11 protein-coding genes and 1 riboswitch are annotated in these 15,659 nt (G+C 73.2%); of the genes, 4 read left to right on the forward strand and 7 right to left on the reverse strand.

Annotated elements, in window-relative coordinates; genetic code table 11:
* Positions 1 to 23: 23 nt before the first annotated feature.
* The 3 genes from ABZ573_RS17675 to ABZ573_RS17685 all read right to left on the reverse strand — a co-directional run bounded on the left by ABZ573_RS17675 (position 24) and on the right by ABZ573_RS17685 (position 3,643).
* A complete protein-coding gene (locus tag ABZ573_RS17675; RefSeq protein ID WP_358119071.1) occupies positions 24 to 767 on the reverse strand; it encodes an alpha/beta fold hydrolase in 744 nt (247 codons plus the stop codon).
* A 105-nt stretch (positions 768 to 872) separates the two neighbouring features.
* Positions 873 to 1,718 (reverse strand): C39 family peptidase, encoded by an 846-nt coding sequence (locus ABZ573_RS17680; RefSeq protein WP_358119073.1) that lies wholly within the window; start codon positions 1,716 to 1,718, stop codon positions 873 to 875.
* Positions 1,719 to 1,945: 227 nt separating this feature from the next.
* Positions 1,946 to 2,086, reverse strand: a riboswitch (cyclic di-AMP (ydaO/yuaA leader).
* Between the two features lie 318 nt (positions 2,087 to 2,404).
* Positions 2,405 to 3,643, reverse strand: a complete 1,239-nt coding sequence (locus tag ABZ573_RS17685; RefSeq protein WP_358119075.1) for an acyltransferase — start codon at positions 3,641 to 3,643, stop codon at positions 2,405 to 2,407.
* A 309-nt stretch (positions 3,644 to 3,952) separates the two neighbouring features.
* On the opposite strand from ABZ573_RS17685, the gene ABZ573_RS17690 reads away from it, so the two are divergent.
* The 3 genes from ABZ573_RS17690 to ABZ573_RS17700 all read left to right on the forward strand — a co-directional run bounded on the left by ABZ573_RS17690 (position 3,953) and on the right by ABZ573_RS17700 (position 7,530).
* Positions 3,953 to 5,278, forward strand: a complete 1,326-nt coding sequence (locus ABZ573_RS17690; protein ID WP_358119077.1) for a polysaccharide pyruvyl transferase family protein — start codon at positions 3,953 to 3,955, stop codon at positions 5,276 to 5,278.
* 100 nt (positions 5,279 to 5,378) lie between these two features.
* Positions 5,379 to 6,014, forward strand: coding sequence for an alpha-ketoglutarate-dependent dioxygenase AlkB (locus ABZ573_RS17695; protein ID WP_151454994.1), 636 nt, complete (start codon positions 5,379 to 5,381; stop codon positions 6,012 to 6,014).
* A gap of 163 nt (positions 6,015 to 6,177) precedes the next feature.
* Entirely contained in the window at positions 6,178 to 7,530 is a 1,353-nt protein-coding gene (locus ABZ573_RS17700; RefSeq protein WP_358119080.1) for a solute carrier family 23 protein, read from the forward strand.
* Positions 7,531 to 7,690: 160 nt separating this feature from the next.
* Here the strand turns inward: ABZ573_RS17700 and ABZ573_RS17705 are convergent, their stop codons facing one another.
* Both ABZ573_RS17705 and ABZ573_RS17710 read right to left on the reverse strand, forming a co-directional pair.
* Entirely contained in the window at positions 7,691 to 10,180 is a 2,490-nt protein-coding gene (locus ABZ573_RS17705; RefSeq protein ID WP_151455853.1) for a DNA topoisomerase IV subunit A, read from the reverse strand.
* A gap of 29 nt (positions 10,181 to 10,209) precedes the next feature.
* Positions 10,210 to 12,267 carry a DNA topoisomerase IV subunit B gene (locus ABZ573_RS17710; protein WP_151455854.1) on the reverse strand — a complete coding sequence of 686 codons (2,058 nt, stop codon included), beginning with the start codon at positions 12,265 to 12,267 and terminating at the stop codon, positions 10,210 to 10,212.
* Positions 12,268 to 12,831: 564 nt separating this feature from the next.
* Between ABZ573_RS17710 and ABZ573_RS17715 the strand changes: the two genes are divergently transcribed.
* Entirely contained in the window at positions 12,832 to 14,091 is a 1,260-nt protein-coding gene (locus tag ABZ573_RS17715) for a hypothetical protein (protein ID WP_151455855.1), read from the forward strand.
* 197 nt (positions 14,092 to 14,288) lie between these two features.
* On the opposite strand, the gene ABZ573_RS17720 is transcribed toward ABZ573_RS17715, so the two are convergent.
* A complete protein-coding gene (locus tag ABZ573_RS17720; protein WP_358119083.1) occupies positions 14,289 to 14,930 on the reverse strand; it encodes a class I SAM-dependent methyltransferase in 642 nt (213 codons plus the stop codon).
* A gap of 9 nt (positions 14,931 to 14,939) precedes the next feature.
* Positions 14,940 to 15,539 (reverse strand): Rrf2 family transcriptional regulator, encoded by a 600-nt coding sequence (locus ABZ573_RS17725; RefSeq protein WP_358119085.1) that lies wholly within the window; start codon positions 15,537 to 15,539, stop codon positions 14,940 to 14,942.
* Positions 15,540 to 15,659 lie beyond the last annotated feature (120 nt).

Below are 15,659 nucleotides of genomic sequence, written 5' to 3' on the forward strand. Positions count from 1 at the left end.
GTCGGGCCGTTCGCGGGGCACCGTCAGCGGTACGGCTCGACGAGGTCCAGGACCGCTTCGGGGGCCTCGACGTGGGCGTTGTGCCCGAGGCCGGGCAGGGTGGCGACCGGCACCCCCAGCTCCGTGAGCTGGGCGTCGGTGACCATGGGGTCGTGCTCGCCGCGGGCCAGCAGCACGGGCACGTCGGTCGCCGCCAGCAGGGCGGGCAGGTCCGGCGCGCCCACGCCGAACGCGGCCGGGTCCATCGCCAGCCGCCAGCGGCCGTCGACCTGCCGCAGCCCCGCCTCCACGACGGGGTGCTCCGGGGCGAAGAGCCCGGTCAGGCCGGCCACCCGCAGGTAGCGGCGGGCCGCCTCGTCCCGGCTGGCGAACCAGGTCACCGGCCGGGCCGCCAGCTCACCCGCCTTGGCCAGCTCCGCCGGCGACCAGACGGCCTTGATGCCGAGCCCGACGACGGCGTCGACGGGCAGCCCGGCGCCCCGGGCGGCCAGCGCCAGCCCGACCACCCCGCCGAGGGAGTGCCCCAGCACGACGAGCCGGTCCCCCGCCGCGAGCCCCGCGCCGATCCGCGCGGCCAGCCCCGGGAAGGAGTACTCCGGCAACGGCGGCGACCAGCCGTGGCCGGCGAGGTCGGGCGCCAGCCACCGCCCCACCCACCGACGCTCCAGCAGCGGCGCCCAGGGCAGCCACACGTCGCCGGTCGCGCCCATGCCGTGCAGCAGCAGAAGCACCCGCCGGCCGTCCCGCTCACCCGACTCATCGACCATGGGCGCAGTGTGCCACCCGTCGGACGCCGCGGGCGAGGGCCGTGACCCGGACACGACATCGGGCGCCGACCCCCCGGGTGGGGAGCCGACGCCCGACGGCGTCGCTCAGGCGGAGTAGCCGCGGGTGGCGGCCCAGTTCGCCAGGGCGATGGTGCTGATCCAGTACGACGCGGTCGCCGGGTTCGCCGAGTCGGCGATCTTCACCAGCCGCCCCTCGTCCTGGTAGCCGACCACCGCGATGTAGTGGCCGCCGGGGAAGGAGTGCCAGCCGCCGTCGGTGTCCGTGGCGCTGCCGGCGACGTTGACCACGACGCCCCGCCCGTCGGTGATGGCCGCGACGACGTCGGCCTGGAGCCGGTCCATCTGGGCCGGGGTGGCGGCGCCACCGGGGATCATCCGGGTCCGGTACGGGTCGCCCTTCACCGTCGCGTTCAGCACGCGGGTGGTGTCCTGGGCCGAGTCGGTGCCCATCTGGTCGGTGCCCAACTGGGCACCGAGGGCGTCCTGGCTGCGCGCGATGCCGGCGGCGCTGAGGGCGTGCCGGACGGCCGCCGGACCACAGTTGTAGAAGGTGGTCTGGGCCTGGTAGTCGTAGTCCAGGCTCTTGGCGGCCGGAGGCTTCGGCGGCTCCGGCTTGCGGGTCAGGTCCGGGTCCGGGGCGGCGCTGGACGCGCTGGCCGACGGGGCGGCGCTGGACGCGGCCGGGGCGGCGCTGGACGGGGCGGGCGCGACCCGGGCCTGGCTGCGCGAGGCCGACGCGTCGTCCCGCAGTTCGGTCGCGGCCACCGGGGCCTGCGCGGCGGCGGGGGCCTCGTCGGCTCCGGCCAGCAGCGCGCCCGTGCCCGACGCCAGCACGAGCGCCGCGGCGGACGCGGCGGCCAACTGGTACGGACGCTCGGACGTGAGGCGACGCAGCTGTCGCTTGAGGTGGTGCTTCACGGTTTCCTCCACGGGCTCGGGGTGAGCGGCCGTCGGTCCGCGCCGAGGGCAGGGCGGACCGACCGCGCGGACGGGCGTCCGGGCGGGTGGTGGGCCACTCAGGGGTGCGCCCGGGACGCCGGGCGACGGACGGTGACCGGTGGGTCAGCTCATGACCTGCGGGCGGACGAGCGCGGTCACCGCGGCGCCGTGGAGACGGCGGCACAGCCGAGGGGTGTACGGGTGTGGCATGAAGATGGAACTCCTTCCGACACCGCCGACCGGGTTAGCTGACGGATTCGGGCGGGAAGAACGCCCTACCACGGGCCCACGGCCCACGGATTCACCCCAACGAGCACTGGGTCCCCGGTTCGTCGTTCACGATTAGGCGGGTCGGCGCGGCGTCGCCTCTGGCGATCGGGTACCGCACCGGACGCGCCGACATTACTGGCCGGTCCGCGCCCTGCCAACCCCGTCCCACCTGCCTAAACCTTGATCGGCAGACAATTTTTGCGGGCACTTCGCCACTGACGCGACTCAATGGGACGACCGTTTCTGCGCGCACCTCCGGGCGACAACGGGACAAGTGGCGGACATCGGCGCCGAAACCCCGGCAGGATTCGACCGGTACGCGCCCGATGACCGGTTCGCCGAAGTGGTGACCGGCGTCACCGAAACGGTCGGGACTTCCTCGGCGGACACTCCGGCCGCCGGGGCGCTCAGCGCGAGTCGGCGTACGTCGGTCGGTGGTCGTCCTGCGGGTCGGCGGCCCGGGGGCGCGGCACGGCGTTGCCCCGATCCCCCGGCGTCGCCCCGGGGCCGCCGGGGTCCTTCCCGGCGCCGTCCCCGTCCCGCGGCGCCCGGACCGGCCTGCGCGGGGTGAGCAGCCGCATCATCGGCGTCTCGACGAGACGGTGCAACAGGCCGGCCAGGGCCAGGTTGACCAGCAGGAAGCCGAGCACCACCGCCAGCCCCCACCAGCCGGTGAAGCCGACGCCCCAGTCGCCGGTGAGCCGCAGGACGGTGATCATCACGAGGACGTGCACCAGATAGAAGGCGAAGGAGACCTCGCCCAGCCAGATCATCGGCCGGGACCGCCACGGCGAGCGCCGCCCGCGCACGTCCGCGTCCGCCGCCGCGGCGATGACCAGGATGTACGCCACCGAGAGCAGCGCCGCCCACAGTTCGGCGCGGACCCACTGCGCGGCGACCACCCAGGTCGCCACGAAGAGCAGGCTGGCCAGCGGCAGGCCCGGCCCGCGCCACCGGCCACGCCGCATCAGCTCGGCGGCGGCGACGCCCATCCAGAACTCCAGCGACCGCACCGGCGGGAAGATCTGGGTGAACCACCAGCGGCTCTCCTCGGGCACCAGCGCCTGGGCCGGCCAGAGCGCCAGGATGAGCAGCGGCACCGCGACCACGACGGCCCACAGGGCCCACGGTCGGGCCCGGCGGATCAGCGGCAGCGCCAACGGCAGGCAGAGGTAGAAGAAGAACTCGCAGGACAGCGACCAGCTGACCGTGTTGATGCTGTAGAAGTGGCCCGGCCGCGGGTCCCACGCCTGGAGGAGGAACAGGTTCTCCACCGCGACGAACCGGTCCACGGGGTCGGCGAACCAGGCCGCGACCGCCAGGGCCGCCACCCACAGCACCACGTGGCTCGGCCAGATCTTGGCCACCCGGCGCCGCCAGAACGCCCGACGGGTGTCGGTGGGTCGGGCCGACCAGACCAGCACGAAGCCGCTGAGGATGAAGAAGAACTGCACGCCCGACAGCCCGAGTGCGAAGGCCCAGTCCACGACGGCCTTCTGGCCGGGCTCGGCGATGATGCCCATCGTCGCGACGTGGAACCCGAAGACGAGCAGGGCGGCGACCCAGCGCAGCCCGGTCAGCGACGGCAGGCGGCTGGCCGGGGACGCGGGCCGGGCGGCGGGCGCGACGGTCGCGGCGTCGTTCATGCCGGCATCCCGACGATCCGCAGGGTCACCAGCACGTACGTCTCCTCCTCGACCCCGTCCTCAGGCGCCCCCGAGGGGCCCGTGGCGGTCCGCCGGTCGGCGCCGCCCCGCCGGGCACCCTACCCGCCGGGCCTGAGGCTCTGTTCCGTCCCGTCCGCGAGTGCCCGTTCTGTCCCGTGGGGGAGTCCCGTTCCTCCCGTCCCTCCGTGACCGTTGCGTCCCCATCCGTGACGGCGGTGGCGGGCATCCGGGTTCCGGCCGATCGGGTGGCTAGTATTCCCAGACCCGGAGGTGACGAGAGGCGGGCGAATGCACCAGCGAATCCTGATGCGGGCGAAGAAGGGCCCGTTCGACGTCTACTCGCCGGAGGAGACGCACGAGCGGAACTGGATCGGCGACAACAACGGCAACCTCGTCTTCAGCCACGCCGCCCACAAGCTCCTGCGCACCGCCACCGCCGAGATCACCTCGACCGAGTTCAGGATCGACCCGCGCGACGCCGACATGATCAACGAGCGGTACGACGTCTACGTCGTACCGCTCGCCAACGCCTTCCGCCGCAGCTACGCCCACCGCGTCGAGGCCATGACGAAGCTCATCGAGCAGCTGAAGATCCCGGTGGTGGTGCTCGGGGTGGGCGTACAGACCGACATCAACGGCGACCGGGAGTACCTCCGCCCGATCGACGACGTCGTGACCCGGTTCGTACGGGCGGTCCTCGACCGCTCGCACAGCATCGGCGTGCGCGGCGAGATCACCCGTGACTACCTGCGCACCCTGGGCTTCTCGGCCGTCGACGTGATCGGCTGCCCGTCGATGTTCCTGCACGGCGACAGCCTGCGGGTGGAGAAGAGGAAGGCGTCCCTGTCGCCCGACGACAGGCTCGCGCTCACCGTCTCCCCGTACGTCACGTCGATGGCGGAGATCATCGCCCGGCACCACGAGCGGTACCCGAACCTGCGCTACCTGCCGCAGGACCTCAAGACGCTCGGCACGCTCCTCTACGGCGACGCCCCCGGGGACCGGGGCAGGACCAGCAAGATCCCGATCCACACCTCGCACCCGCTGTTCACCGAGGACAAGGTGCGGATGTTCGTCGACCCCTGGACCTGGATGGACTACCTCTCCGGGTTCGAGTTCGCGTTCGGCACCCGCATCCACGGCACCATCACCGCGCTGATCGCCGGCACGCCCGGCTACCTCTTCGCGCACGACTCGCGCACCCTGGAACTCGCCCGGTACTTCGAGATCCCGCACCGGGTCATGAAGGACGTGCCGGTCGACGTCGACGCCGCCCAGCTCTACGCGGAGGCGGACTACACGGCGCTCAACGCCGGCCACAGGTCGCGCTACGAGACGATGCTGGCCTTCCTCGCCAAGCACGACCTGGGCCACGCCTTCGCCGACGGCGACAGCGCGGCCCGGTTCGACGCGCAGGTGCGCTCCACCGCCTTCCCGCCCGCCGTACGCCCGGCCGCCGCGACCGCCCCCGACGCGCTGCTGGAGCGGATCCAGTGGCTGCGCGACCGCAACGTCGAGCTGCGCAAGGAGACGGAGACGCTGCGCGGGCAGCGCCTGCAGGCCCGGGTCAAGCAGGTGATCGGTGGCCGGGTGCGCCGGATGCTGAGCCGCTGAGGCGGGGTTCGCACCGCCCGTCCGGCCGCCCCTCACCGGCGACCGGCGGGCGGGCGACGCGTCCGTACACCTGTACCAACATGGCGGGTACGCTGGGCGGATGACCGGGGCCGCCTACCAGCCGTCGATGTTCGACCTCACCGCCGCCGGACCGTCGCTGAGCCCGCTGGCCGACCGGCTGCGCCGGCACCCGCTCACCCACGGCGCGTGGGTCGACCATCTCCCCGGCTGGGTCACCGGCTCCGACCAGGTCTTCGACGTCCTGCTGCGGGACGTCCCCTGGCGGGCCGAGCGCCGCACGATGTACGACGCCGAGGTCGACGTGCCCCGGCTGCTCTGCTGGTACGCCGGGCACCGCCCGCTGCCGCACCCGCTGCTCACCGAGGCGCGCGCCGCCCTCACCCGGCACTACGCCCCCGAGCTCGGCGAGCCCTTCGTCACCGCCGGCATGTGCCTCTACCGCTCCGGCCGGGACAGCGTCGCCTGGCACGGCGACACCCAGGGCCGCTCCGCGCACACCGACACCATGGTCGCCATCGTCTCGTTCGGCTCGCCGCGCGCACTGCTGCTGCGGCCCCGTGGTGGCGGCGACAGCCTGCGCTTCCCACTCGGCCACGGCGACCTCGTGGTGATGGGCGGCTCCTGCCAGCGCACCTGGGAGCACGCCGTGCCCAAGACCACCCGCCCCGTCGGGCCCCGCGTCAGCGTCCAGTTCCGCCCCGCCGGCGTCGCCTGACCCGCCCGACGGGCGGCAACGGTTCGCGGGCCCGGACGGCCCGCCCATGCCACCAGCCGAACCCCTGCCGGGCCACCGGCCGGGCCGAGCCGGGCCTCTGCTAGAAACGACTCCTGGGTTTCACCTGCGCCCCCGTCACCTCTCCAGACGCGAAGGGCGTTCCATGACCCAGTCCTCCACCGAGCCGCGCTCCCGTTGGTCCGCGTGGGCGGTCCACGGCGACGGCCGGTCCATCCGCCCCGGCGACGTGGTCCACCCCGACGAACGCCTCTCCTGGCCGCGCACCCTCGGCGTCGGCGTGCAGCACGTCGTCGCGATGTTCGGCGCCACCTTCACGGTGCCGCTCATCACCGGCTTCCCGCCCGCCACCACGCTCTTCTTCTCCGGGCTCGGCACGCTGCTGTTCCTGCTGATCACCGGCAACCGGCTGCCCTCGTACCTCGGCTCGTCCTTCGCCTTCATCGCGCCGGTGCTGGCTGCCAAGGCCGGCGGCGACATCGGCCCGGCGCTCGGCGGCATCGTCGTCGCCGGCGTGGCGCTGGCCGCCGTCGGGCTGGTCGTCCAGCTCGCCGGGTCGCGCTGGATCGACGCGCTGATGCCGCCCGTGGTCACCGGGGCGATCGTCGCGCTGATCGGCCTGAACCTCGCCCCGGTCGCCTGGGACGGCGACGGGAGCGGCACCGGCGTGAAGGCGCAGCCGCTGATCGCGGTGGTGACGCTGGCCGCCATCCTGCTCGCCACGGTGGCCTTCCGGGGCTTCCTGGCCCGCCTGTCCATCCTGCTGGGGGTGGTGGTCGGCTGGGTCCTCGCCGCCGTGCTCGGCGACCTGGACCCGAAGGCGGTCGACGGCCTGCGGGACGCCGCCTGGGTCGGCCTGCCCGAGTTCCACGCGCCGAGCTTCAGCCTGCGGGCGGTCGTGCTGGTCATCCCGGTGATCCTGGTGCTGATCGCCGAGAACGCCGGGCACGTCAAGGCGGTCGCCGCGATGACCGGCCGGAACCTGGACCGGGACATGGGCCGGGCGTTCATGGGCGACGGGTTGGCCACGATGCTCGCCGGCTCCGGCGGCGGCTCCGGCACGACCACCTACGCGGAGAACATCGGCGTGATGGCGGCGACCCGGGTCTACTCCACCGCCGCGTACTGGGTGGCCGGCCTGACGGCGGTGCTGCTCGGGCTCAGCCCGAAGTTCGGCGCGCTGATCCTCACCGTGCCGGCCGGTGTCCTCGGCGGCGCCACCACCGCCCTGTACGGCCTGATCGCCATCCTCGGCGCGCGGATCTGGATCGAGAGCCGGGTGGACTTCCACGACCCGGTGAACCTGATGACCGCCGCCGTCGCGGTGATCGTCGGCGCGGCCAACTACACCCTCACCGCCGGCGACCTCTCGTTCAACGGCATCGCCCTGGGCACCGCCGCCGCCCTGACCGTCTACCACGGCATGCGCCTGGTAACCCACCTACGAACCCCCACCCCGGATCCCACCCCCACCCAGCCCCCCGCTCCGCCCCGTTGATCATGAAGTTGTTGTCGTGACACGCCGGGCGGGGTGACAACAACTTCATGATCAACGCGCTGAGCCGGGCGCGGGGAGCAGGGGTGGGGGTGGGAGTGGGGGTGGGTGGGTGGGCGTGCGGGGGCCGGTTGGGTCAGCGGCCGGCCCCCGGCCGGTAGGGTCAGTCGCGTTCGATCTGGTGGCCGACCACGGTGGGGCCCAGCATCACGGCGAAGCCGGAGCCGTCGCGGCGCGGGTCCGCCGCCGGCAGCTCCACCGGCTCGCCGGTGGCGGTGGCGGCCGCCGGACGCGACCCGACCCAGGCGACGGCCACGTCGGTCTCACCCTTGAGGAAGCGGTGGGCGCGCACACCGCCGGTCGCCCGCCCCTTCGCCGGGTACGCCTGGAACGGCGTGACCTTCACCGTGGCGCCCGTGGAGGTGACCACCATCGGCTCACCGTGGCCCGGGTCGTCGGTGCGGATCGCCCCGAAGAACACCACCCGGGCGCCGGCGGGCAGGTTGATGCCCGACATGCCGCCGCCCTTGGTCCCCTGCGGCCGGACCAGTCCGGCGGCGAACCGCAGCAGCGACGCCTCCGAGGTGACGAAGGTGAGCGTCTCCGCGCCGTCGGTGAGCCAGGTCGCCCCGACCACCTCGTCGCCCTCCCGCAGGCCGATCACCTCGAACTCGTCCGAGCGGACGGGCCACTCCGGTGCGCAGACCTTGACCACGCCCTGCCGGGTGCCCAGGGCGAGGCCCGGGGAGCCCTCGGCCGTCGGCCCGAGCGGTGCCAGCCCGACCACGGTCTCCCCCGATTCCAGCGGCACCAGCTCGGCGGCGGCCATCCCGCCGCGCAGCGACACCGTCCCCGCCTGCTCGGGCAGGACCGGCAGCGGCAGCACGTCGACCTTGAACGCCCGGCCGGCGCTGGTCACCAGCAGCACCTTCCCCCGGGCGGTGGAGTGCACGACGGCGCGTACGGCATCGTGCTTGGTCCGGCCGTGCCGCCGGCGGCCCTCGGACGCCTCCTCCGACTCCGCCGCCGTCCTGGCGACCAGCCCGGTCGCGGAGAGGATCACCTGGCAGGGGTCGTCGGCGACCTCCAGCGGGCCGGCCGGCGCGGACGCGGCCAGCACCTCCTTGAGGTCCCCGTCGACGAGCGTGGTGCGACGCGGCGCCCCGAACTGCTTCACCACCGCCGCCAGCTCGTCGGAGACGACCTTCTTCAGCACCTTCGGGTCGTCGAGGATCGTGGAGAGCTCGGCGATCTCCTTGCGGAGCTTCTCCTGCTCGGCCTCCAGCTCGATCCGGTCGTACTTGGTCAACCGGCGCAGCGGGGTGTCCAGGATGTAGGTGGCCTGGATCTCGGAGAGTCTGAACTTCTGCATCAGGCCGTCCTTGGCGGCCTGCGCGTCCTCGCTGGCCCGGATGAGCTTGACCACCTTGTCGATGTCGAGCAGGGCGATCAGCAGGCCGTCGACCAGGTGCAGCCGCTCCTGGCGCTTGCGCCGGCGGTACGAGCTGCGCCGGGTCACCACCTCGTAGCGGTGGGCCAGGAAGACCTCCAGCAGCGCCTTCAGCCCGAGGGTCTGCGGTTGCCCGTCGACCAGCACCAGGTTGTTGACGCCGAACGACTGTTCCAGCGGGGTGAGCCGGTAGAGGTCGGCGAGCAGCGCCTGCGGGTTGACCCCCACCTTGCACTCGACGACCAGGCGGGTGCCGCTCTCCCGGTCGGTGAGGTCCTTGACGTCGGCGATGCCGGTGAGCCGCTTGGTCTTGTTGACCTCGTTGGTGATGGCCGCGATGACCTTCTCGGCACCGACGCCGTAGGGCAGCTCCACGACAGTGATCGCCTGCCGGCCCCGGCTGCCCTCCAGCGGGCCGATCTCGACCTTGCCCCGCATCCGGACCACCCCGCGCCCGGTCTCGTAGGCCCGGCGCACCTCGTCGAGCCCGAGCAGCAGGCCGCCGGTGGGCAGGTCGGGACCGGGCACGAACTCCATGAGCCGGTCCAGCGTGGCGTCCGGGTGGTTGATCAGCCAGCGGGCGGCGGAGACCACCTCGCCGAGGTTGTGCGGGATCATGTTGGTCGCCATGCCGACCGCGATCCCCGAGGCGCCGTTGACCAGCAGGTTGGGGAACGCGGCGGGCAGCACGGTGGGCTGGGTCAGCGAGCCGTCGTAGTTGGGCTCGACGTCGACCGTGTCCTCGCCCAACTCGCCGACGAGCAGCATCGCCTCCCGCGACATCCGGGCCTCGGTGTATCTCGAGGCCGCCGGCCCGTCGTCCGGGCTGCCGAAGTTCCCGTGCCCGTCGATGAGTGGCGCGTTCAGCGAGAAGTCCTGCGCCAGGCGCACCATCGCGTCGTAGATGGCCGTGTCGCCGTGCGGATGGTACTTGCCCATCACGTCCCCGACGATGCGGGCGGACTTCACGTGCCCCCGGTCGGGGCGGTGGCCCTGCTCGTACATGGACCAGAGGATGCGCCGGTGCACCGGCTTGAGGCCGTCGCGGGCGTCGGGCAGGGCCCGGGAGTGGATCACCGAGAAGGCGTACTCCAGGTAGGAGTCGGAGACCTCGGTGACCAGCGGGTTGTCGAAGACCCGCGCGCCGGCCTGGTCGAAGGCGGACAGGTCCACCTTGGCGCGGTCGTCCTTGCGGCGTGCCATCGTTCAGCTTCCCTCTCGGCGGGTGGTGCTCATGCGTCGATCGCCTCGCGGTCGACCCGGTCGGCGGAGTCGATCAGCCAGTTGCGGCGCGGCTCGACCTTCTCCCCCATCAGCAGTTCGAGGATCCGCTCGGCGGCGTCGACGTCGTCGAGGGTGATCCGGCGGACGGCCCGGGTAGCCGGGTTCATCGTGGTCTCCCACAGCTCGTCGGCGTCCATCTCGCCGAGACCCTTGAATCGCGGGATCGGGGTGACGATCTGCTTGCCGGCCTTCTCCAGCTTGCGGACCGTGGCCTCCATCTCCGCCTGGGTGTAGGTGTAGATCGTCTGCGGGTTGCGCCCCCTGGTGGTGATCTTGTGCAGGGGCGGCATCGCCGCGTAGAGCCGGCCGGCCTCGATCAGCGGTCGCATGTAGCGGGCGAAGAGCGTGATCAGCAGGGTGCGGATGTGCGCGCCGTCCACATCGGCGTCCGCCATGATCAGCACTCGGCCGTAGCGCATGGCGGACAGGTCGAACGTGCGGCCGGAGCCGGCGCCGAGCACCTGCACGATCGCGGCGCACTCGGCGTTGTCCAGCACCTGCTGGAGGTTGGCCTTCTGCACGTTGAGGATCTTGCCTCGAATCGGAAGAAGTGCCTGATATTCGGCAGATCGGGCAAGTCGCCCTGTCCCGAGTGCGCTGTCCCCTTCCACGATGAACAGCTCACTACGGTCGATGCCCGCCGCGCGGCAGTCGACCAGCTTCGGCGGCATCGACGCGCCCTCCAGGGCGGTCTTGCGCCGGGCGGCGTCCTTCTGCTGCTTCTGCGTCAGCCGTACGCGCGCCGCGTCGACGATCTTCTGGAGGACCGTACGCGCCTCGGCCTTGGTCCGGCGATCCTCCAGCCACGCCTTCAGGTGCTGCTCGACCAGCCCCTGGATCACCTTGGTGATGCCGGCGGTGGAGAGCTCGTCCTTGGTCTGCGAGGTGAACTGGGGCTCCGGGATCCGGACGTGCACGACCGCTGTCATGCCCTCCAGGACGTCGTCCAGGGTGGGCGGGTCCTCCTTGGCCTTGAGCAGGCCACGGGTGTTGCGGACGGCGTCGGCAAGGGTACGCGCCAGGCCCCGCTCGAAGCCCTTGCGGTGGGTGCCGCCGTGCGCGTTGCGGATGGTGTTGGTGAAGCACTCGACGGTGCGCTCGTAGCCCGTGCCCCAGCGGAAGGCCACCTCGACCTCGGCCCGACGCTGCACGTTGGACTGCATGACCCCGTTGGCGTCGGCGGCGTTCTCCCGGTAGGTGCCCTCGCCGGTGACCATCAGCATGCCGGAGACGGGCCGGTCGCCGGCCGGGGCGAGGAACTCCACCATGTCCGTCAGGCCGTTGGGGTAGTGGAAGCTCTCCTCGGTCGGCTCCTCGCCGGTGTGGTCGCGCAGCGTGTAGCTCACGCCCGGCACCAGGAACGCCGTGTTGCGCAGCTTCATCCGCACGGCCTCGGCGTCCAGGCGGGCGCCGGTCTCGAAGTAGCGCGCGTCGTGCCACCAGCGGATCGAGGTGCCGGTGCGCTGGCCGCGCTTCATCGCGCCGACGATCTGGAGGCCGGGACCCGGGGTGAACGCCGCGTCGGGGCCGGCATCGTCGAAGACCCCCGGCACGCCGTGCCGGAACGACATCGCGTGGACCTTGCCGCCCCGGCGGACGGTGACGTCGAACCGGCGGGACAGCGCGTTGACCGCCGAGGCGCCCACGCCGTGCAGACCGCCGGAGGTCTTGTAGCCGGAGCCGCCGAACTTGCCGCCCGCGTGCAGCCGGGTGAGCACCAGCTCGACGCCGGAGATGCCGGACTTGGCGTGCACGTCGGTGGGGATGCCCCGACCGTCGTCGTCGACCTGGACCGAGCCGTCGGCGTGCAGCGTCACCTCCACCTTCGTGGCGTGGCCGGCGACGCCCTCGTCCGTCGAGTTGTCGAGGATCTCGTTGACGAGGTGACCCACGCCACGGCTGTCGGTGGAGCCGATGTACATGCCGGGCCGCTTGCGGACGGCGTCCAGCCCCTCGAGGTGCGTGAGGTCGTCGGCCCCGTACAGGGTCTCAGGCTCTGCGGTCAACTGGTCGTACTCCCAGGTCTCGGCGATGTGGTGCCGCGTCCGACGTCGCCGGCCGGCCCGCGCGCCGCAGCGAGCCTAACCGGGAGATGCGACAGGACGACGGCGCCCCGCAGCGAGGCACGCGCCTCGTCGTGGGTCGGGCCCGGGCGGCAGGGTAGCGCGTTCCGTCCGGTTCCGGCGCATCGAAGCCACCGTGACCGGTTTGCGATGGCGCCGGCCGGCGGGCGGTTCCACCCGGACAACAACGATGCCGTGGCCAGCCTTCCCCCACGCGGCTGACGCCGCCACTGACGCAGGGTCCCCGGGCACCGCAACGCCGGGTTCTCCGGTCGCCGGGACGCCGGACCCCCGGGGGCCGGGTGGCCGGCGTCACCGGCCGCCGACACTCCACCGCCGACGCCCCGGACCTGCGCTCCGACCGCCGACGCCCCCGGGGTCGCGGCCGGGGCGACTGTGTCCCTCTCGGAAAGATCTTGTTACAGGCCATTGACGCCCGTCGTGCCGGAGTGATCTGATCGCGCCCTCGGAGGATCTTTCACGTTTCGATGGACAGTTAGGGGACGCATGTCCAGGTTCCGTCGTACCGCACTCGCGGCGGCGCTCGCCGTCGCCACCGCCACCCTGTCGACCGCCGTCGGGCTGAGCGCCCCGGCCTCGGCAGCCCCGCCCACCGCCGCGGTGGCGCTCGGCGACAGCTTCATCAGCGGCGAGGGCGCCGGGGCGTACACCCCGGTGGCCGACGCCAACGGGGTCGCCCAGGGCTTCCCGGGCTGGACCGCAGCGAACAACAACGCGTTCTTCTGCCACCGCTCGGCGAACGCCTCACTGCACCGGGCCAATCTGCCGGGCATCCAGGACCGGTTCAACCTCGCCTGCTCCGGCGGGCAGCCGCACGACATCGCCGCCGCCTCCTCGGCCCGGGCCAACGGCCGCCAGGTGGCCGCCCAGCTCGACCAGCTCCGGGCGGTCGGCCGGACCCACGACATCGACCTGGTGCTGCTCGGGCTCGGCTCCAACAACAGCTCGTTCACCTTCGGCAACGTCGCGGAGAAGTGCGCCAACCGGTTCATCGCCGACGCCTGGACCGGCTGGTGGGAGTTCTGGGCCTACCTGAACGGCCCCGTCGAGCAGAAGCCCTGCTCCGACGCCGACCTGGCCACCGCCGCCCAGTGGAGCGCCGCGACCGCGGAGACCACCTCGGCCGTACGCCAGCTCCTCGCCACGCTGCGCGAGATCGACGCCGACGGCCAGCACCGGATCGTCTTCCAGGACTACACCAACCCGCTGCCGCTCGACCTCGCCCCCGGGTTCCACGAGGAGGACAGCCGGGACGACACCCGGGACAAGTTCCGCGCGCTCGGCGCCGAGCGGTACGCGGCCGGCTGCCCGATCCACCGGGCCAGCCTGCTGCCGGGGCACCGCTTCTCGCAGGGGCTGGGCACCCTGGTGAAGTCCACCCGGGACACCCTGGCCGCCGAGTTCCCCAGCGCGGACCTGGTCTACCTCAACGTGCAGCGGGCCTTCGACGGCGCCCGGCTCTGCGAGTCGGGAACCAGCCCGGCCGGCACCCTGGCCACCCCGATCCGGCTGCAGGACAGCCCGCCCAACGGCGTCTTCGTCACCAGCCTCTCGGGCAAGGACAAGATCGCCATCCAGCGGATCGCGAACACCTGCGTGAGCTACTTCCAGACCTGCCAGGAGTCGTGGCACCCGAACGCCGCCGGCCACCAGGTGCTCGGGCAGTGCCTGACGGGCGCAGCCACCACCGGTGCGCGTTCCGTGGCCTGCGTCCGCGCCGGGGACGGCTCGATCACGGTCTCCTGACCGCGACCGCGTCCCGGAACCCCGTGCCGCCTGGCGCGGGGTTCCGCCACGTCCGGGCCCGGAACGGACCGGCGCGGCAACGGTGAGTGGCACCGGTCCGACGGCCACGGACAGCCGGCTCGGTCATGGACGACCGGCGCGGTCACGGACGACCGGCGCGGCCACCGACCACCGGCGCGGCCACGGGCGAGGGTGGATCAGTCGCGGGTGGCCACGCCGAGCACGTGCGGGGTGGCGGGGGCCGGGAGTCGACTGTCGGGGAAGCGGAACGCGTCCAGCTCGGTGACGGTGAAGCCCGCCGCCCGGATCGCGGCCACCGTGTCGCGGCCCGTGTGGCAGCCGCCGCAGAGCAACGGCCAGACGGTCGCGTCGGCCAACCGCTGCACGCGGCGCAGGCCGGGGCTCTGCGCGCGTACGTGCTCGAAGAAGCGCACCTGCCCACCGGGCCGCAGCACCCGGCGGGCCTCGCGCAGCGCGGCGGCCTGGTCGGCCACCGAGCAGAGGACCAGGGAGAACACCACCGCGTCGGCGTCGCCGTCGGGCGCCGGCAGCGCCTCGGCGAGGCCGTCGGCCACCTCGACGGGTACGGGAGCGGTGCCCGCCGCCTCCCGCGCCGCCGCCCGGAGCCGGGGCTCCGGCTCCACCGCCAGCACCCGCTCGACGGTGCCCGGGTAGTGCGCGAAGGTGCGGCCGTTGCCGGCGCCGACCTCGACCACCCGGCCCGCGAGGCCGGCGACGAGGCGCCGCCGGTGAGCGGCCGCGCCGGCGCGGTCCATCGCCACGCTCGCCCGCTGGAACGCCCGGGCGAAGACCGGGTGGGAGACCTTGTTGGCGGGCATCGTCACTCCTCAGACCGGACCGGGTACGGCCGGCCGGGCTCCGGAGGGCCCGACAGGCGACGGCGGCGCGTGGGGCTCCGGCGGACGCGGCACGGTCGCTGAGGGCGACACGTCGCGCCCCGGCGGCCCCCCGGACGGCGGCGCGTCGGGCGCCGGCGACCCCCCGGACGGCGCCGGCCGGGGGCGGGGCAGGCCGAGGGCGAGCAGCGCCGGGCCGGTCGGCCCGGCGACGAGCTCGCCGAGGGTCACGTCGTCCAGCACGGCGAGGAAGGCGTCCCGGGCACGGCGCAGTTCGCCCCGCAGCCGGCAGGCCGCGCGCAGCGAGCAGGCCGGCTCGTCGCAGGACACCACCTCGTCGTCGCCCTCGAAGGCCCGGACCACGTGCCCGACGGTGGTCCTCCCGCCGTCCTCGGCGAAGGCCACCCCGCCGGAACGGCCCCGGATGGTGACCAGCACCCCGAGCCGCTGCAACCGCTGCACCACCTTGGCGACGTGGTTGCGGGGCAGGTCGAGCTGGTCGGACAGCTCGTCCACGGTCATCCGTCGCGGGTTCGCGGCGGCGAGCATGGCGATGCGCAGCGCCATGTCGGTGGACCGGTTGAGCTTCACGCCTCGACCCTAGCCAGCGCGGTCGACCGCCCACCACGGCCGACCGGCCCCGGGTGTGATCCGGACGACCCTCGACCCGGGACCTTCGGCCCTGAAGAGGTATTTCGAATACCTGTTTTG

This window comes from Micromonospora sp. NPDC007220, from assembly GCF_040634035.1.
Lineage (GTDB): Bacteria > Actinomycetota > Actinomycetes > Mycobacteriales > Micromonosporaceae > Micromonospora > Micromonospora reichwaldensis.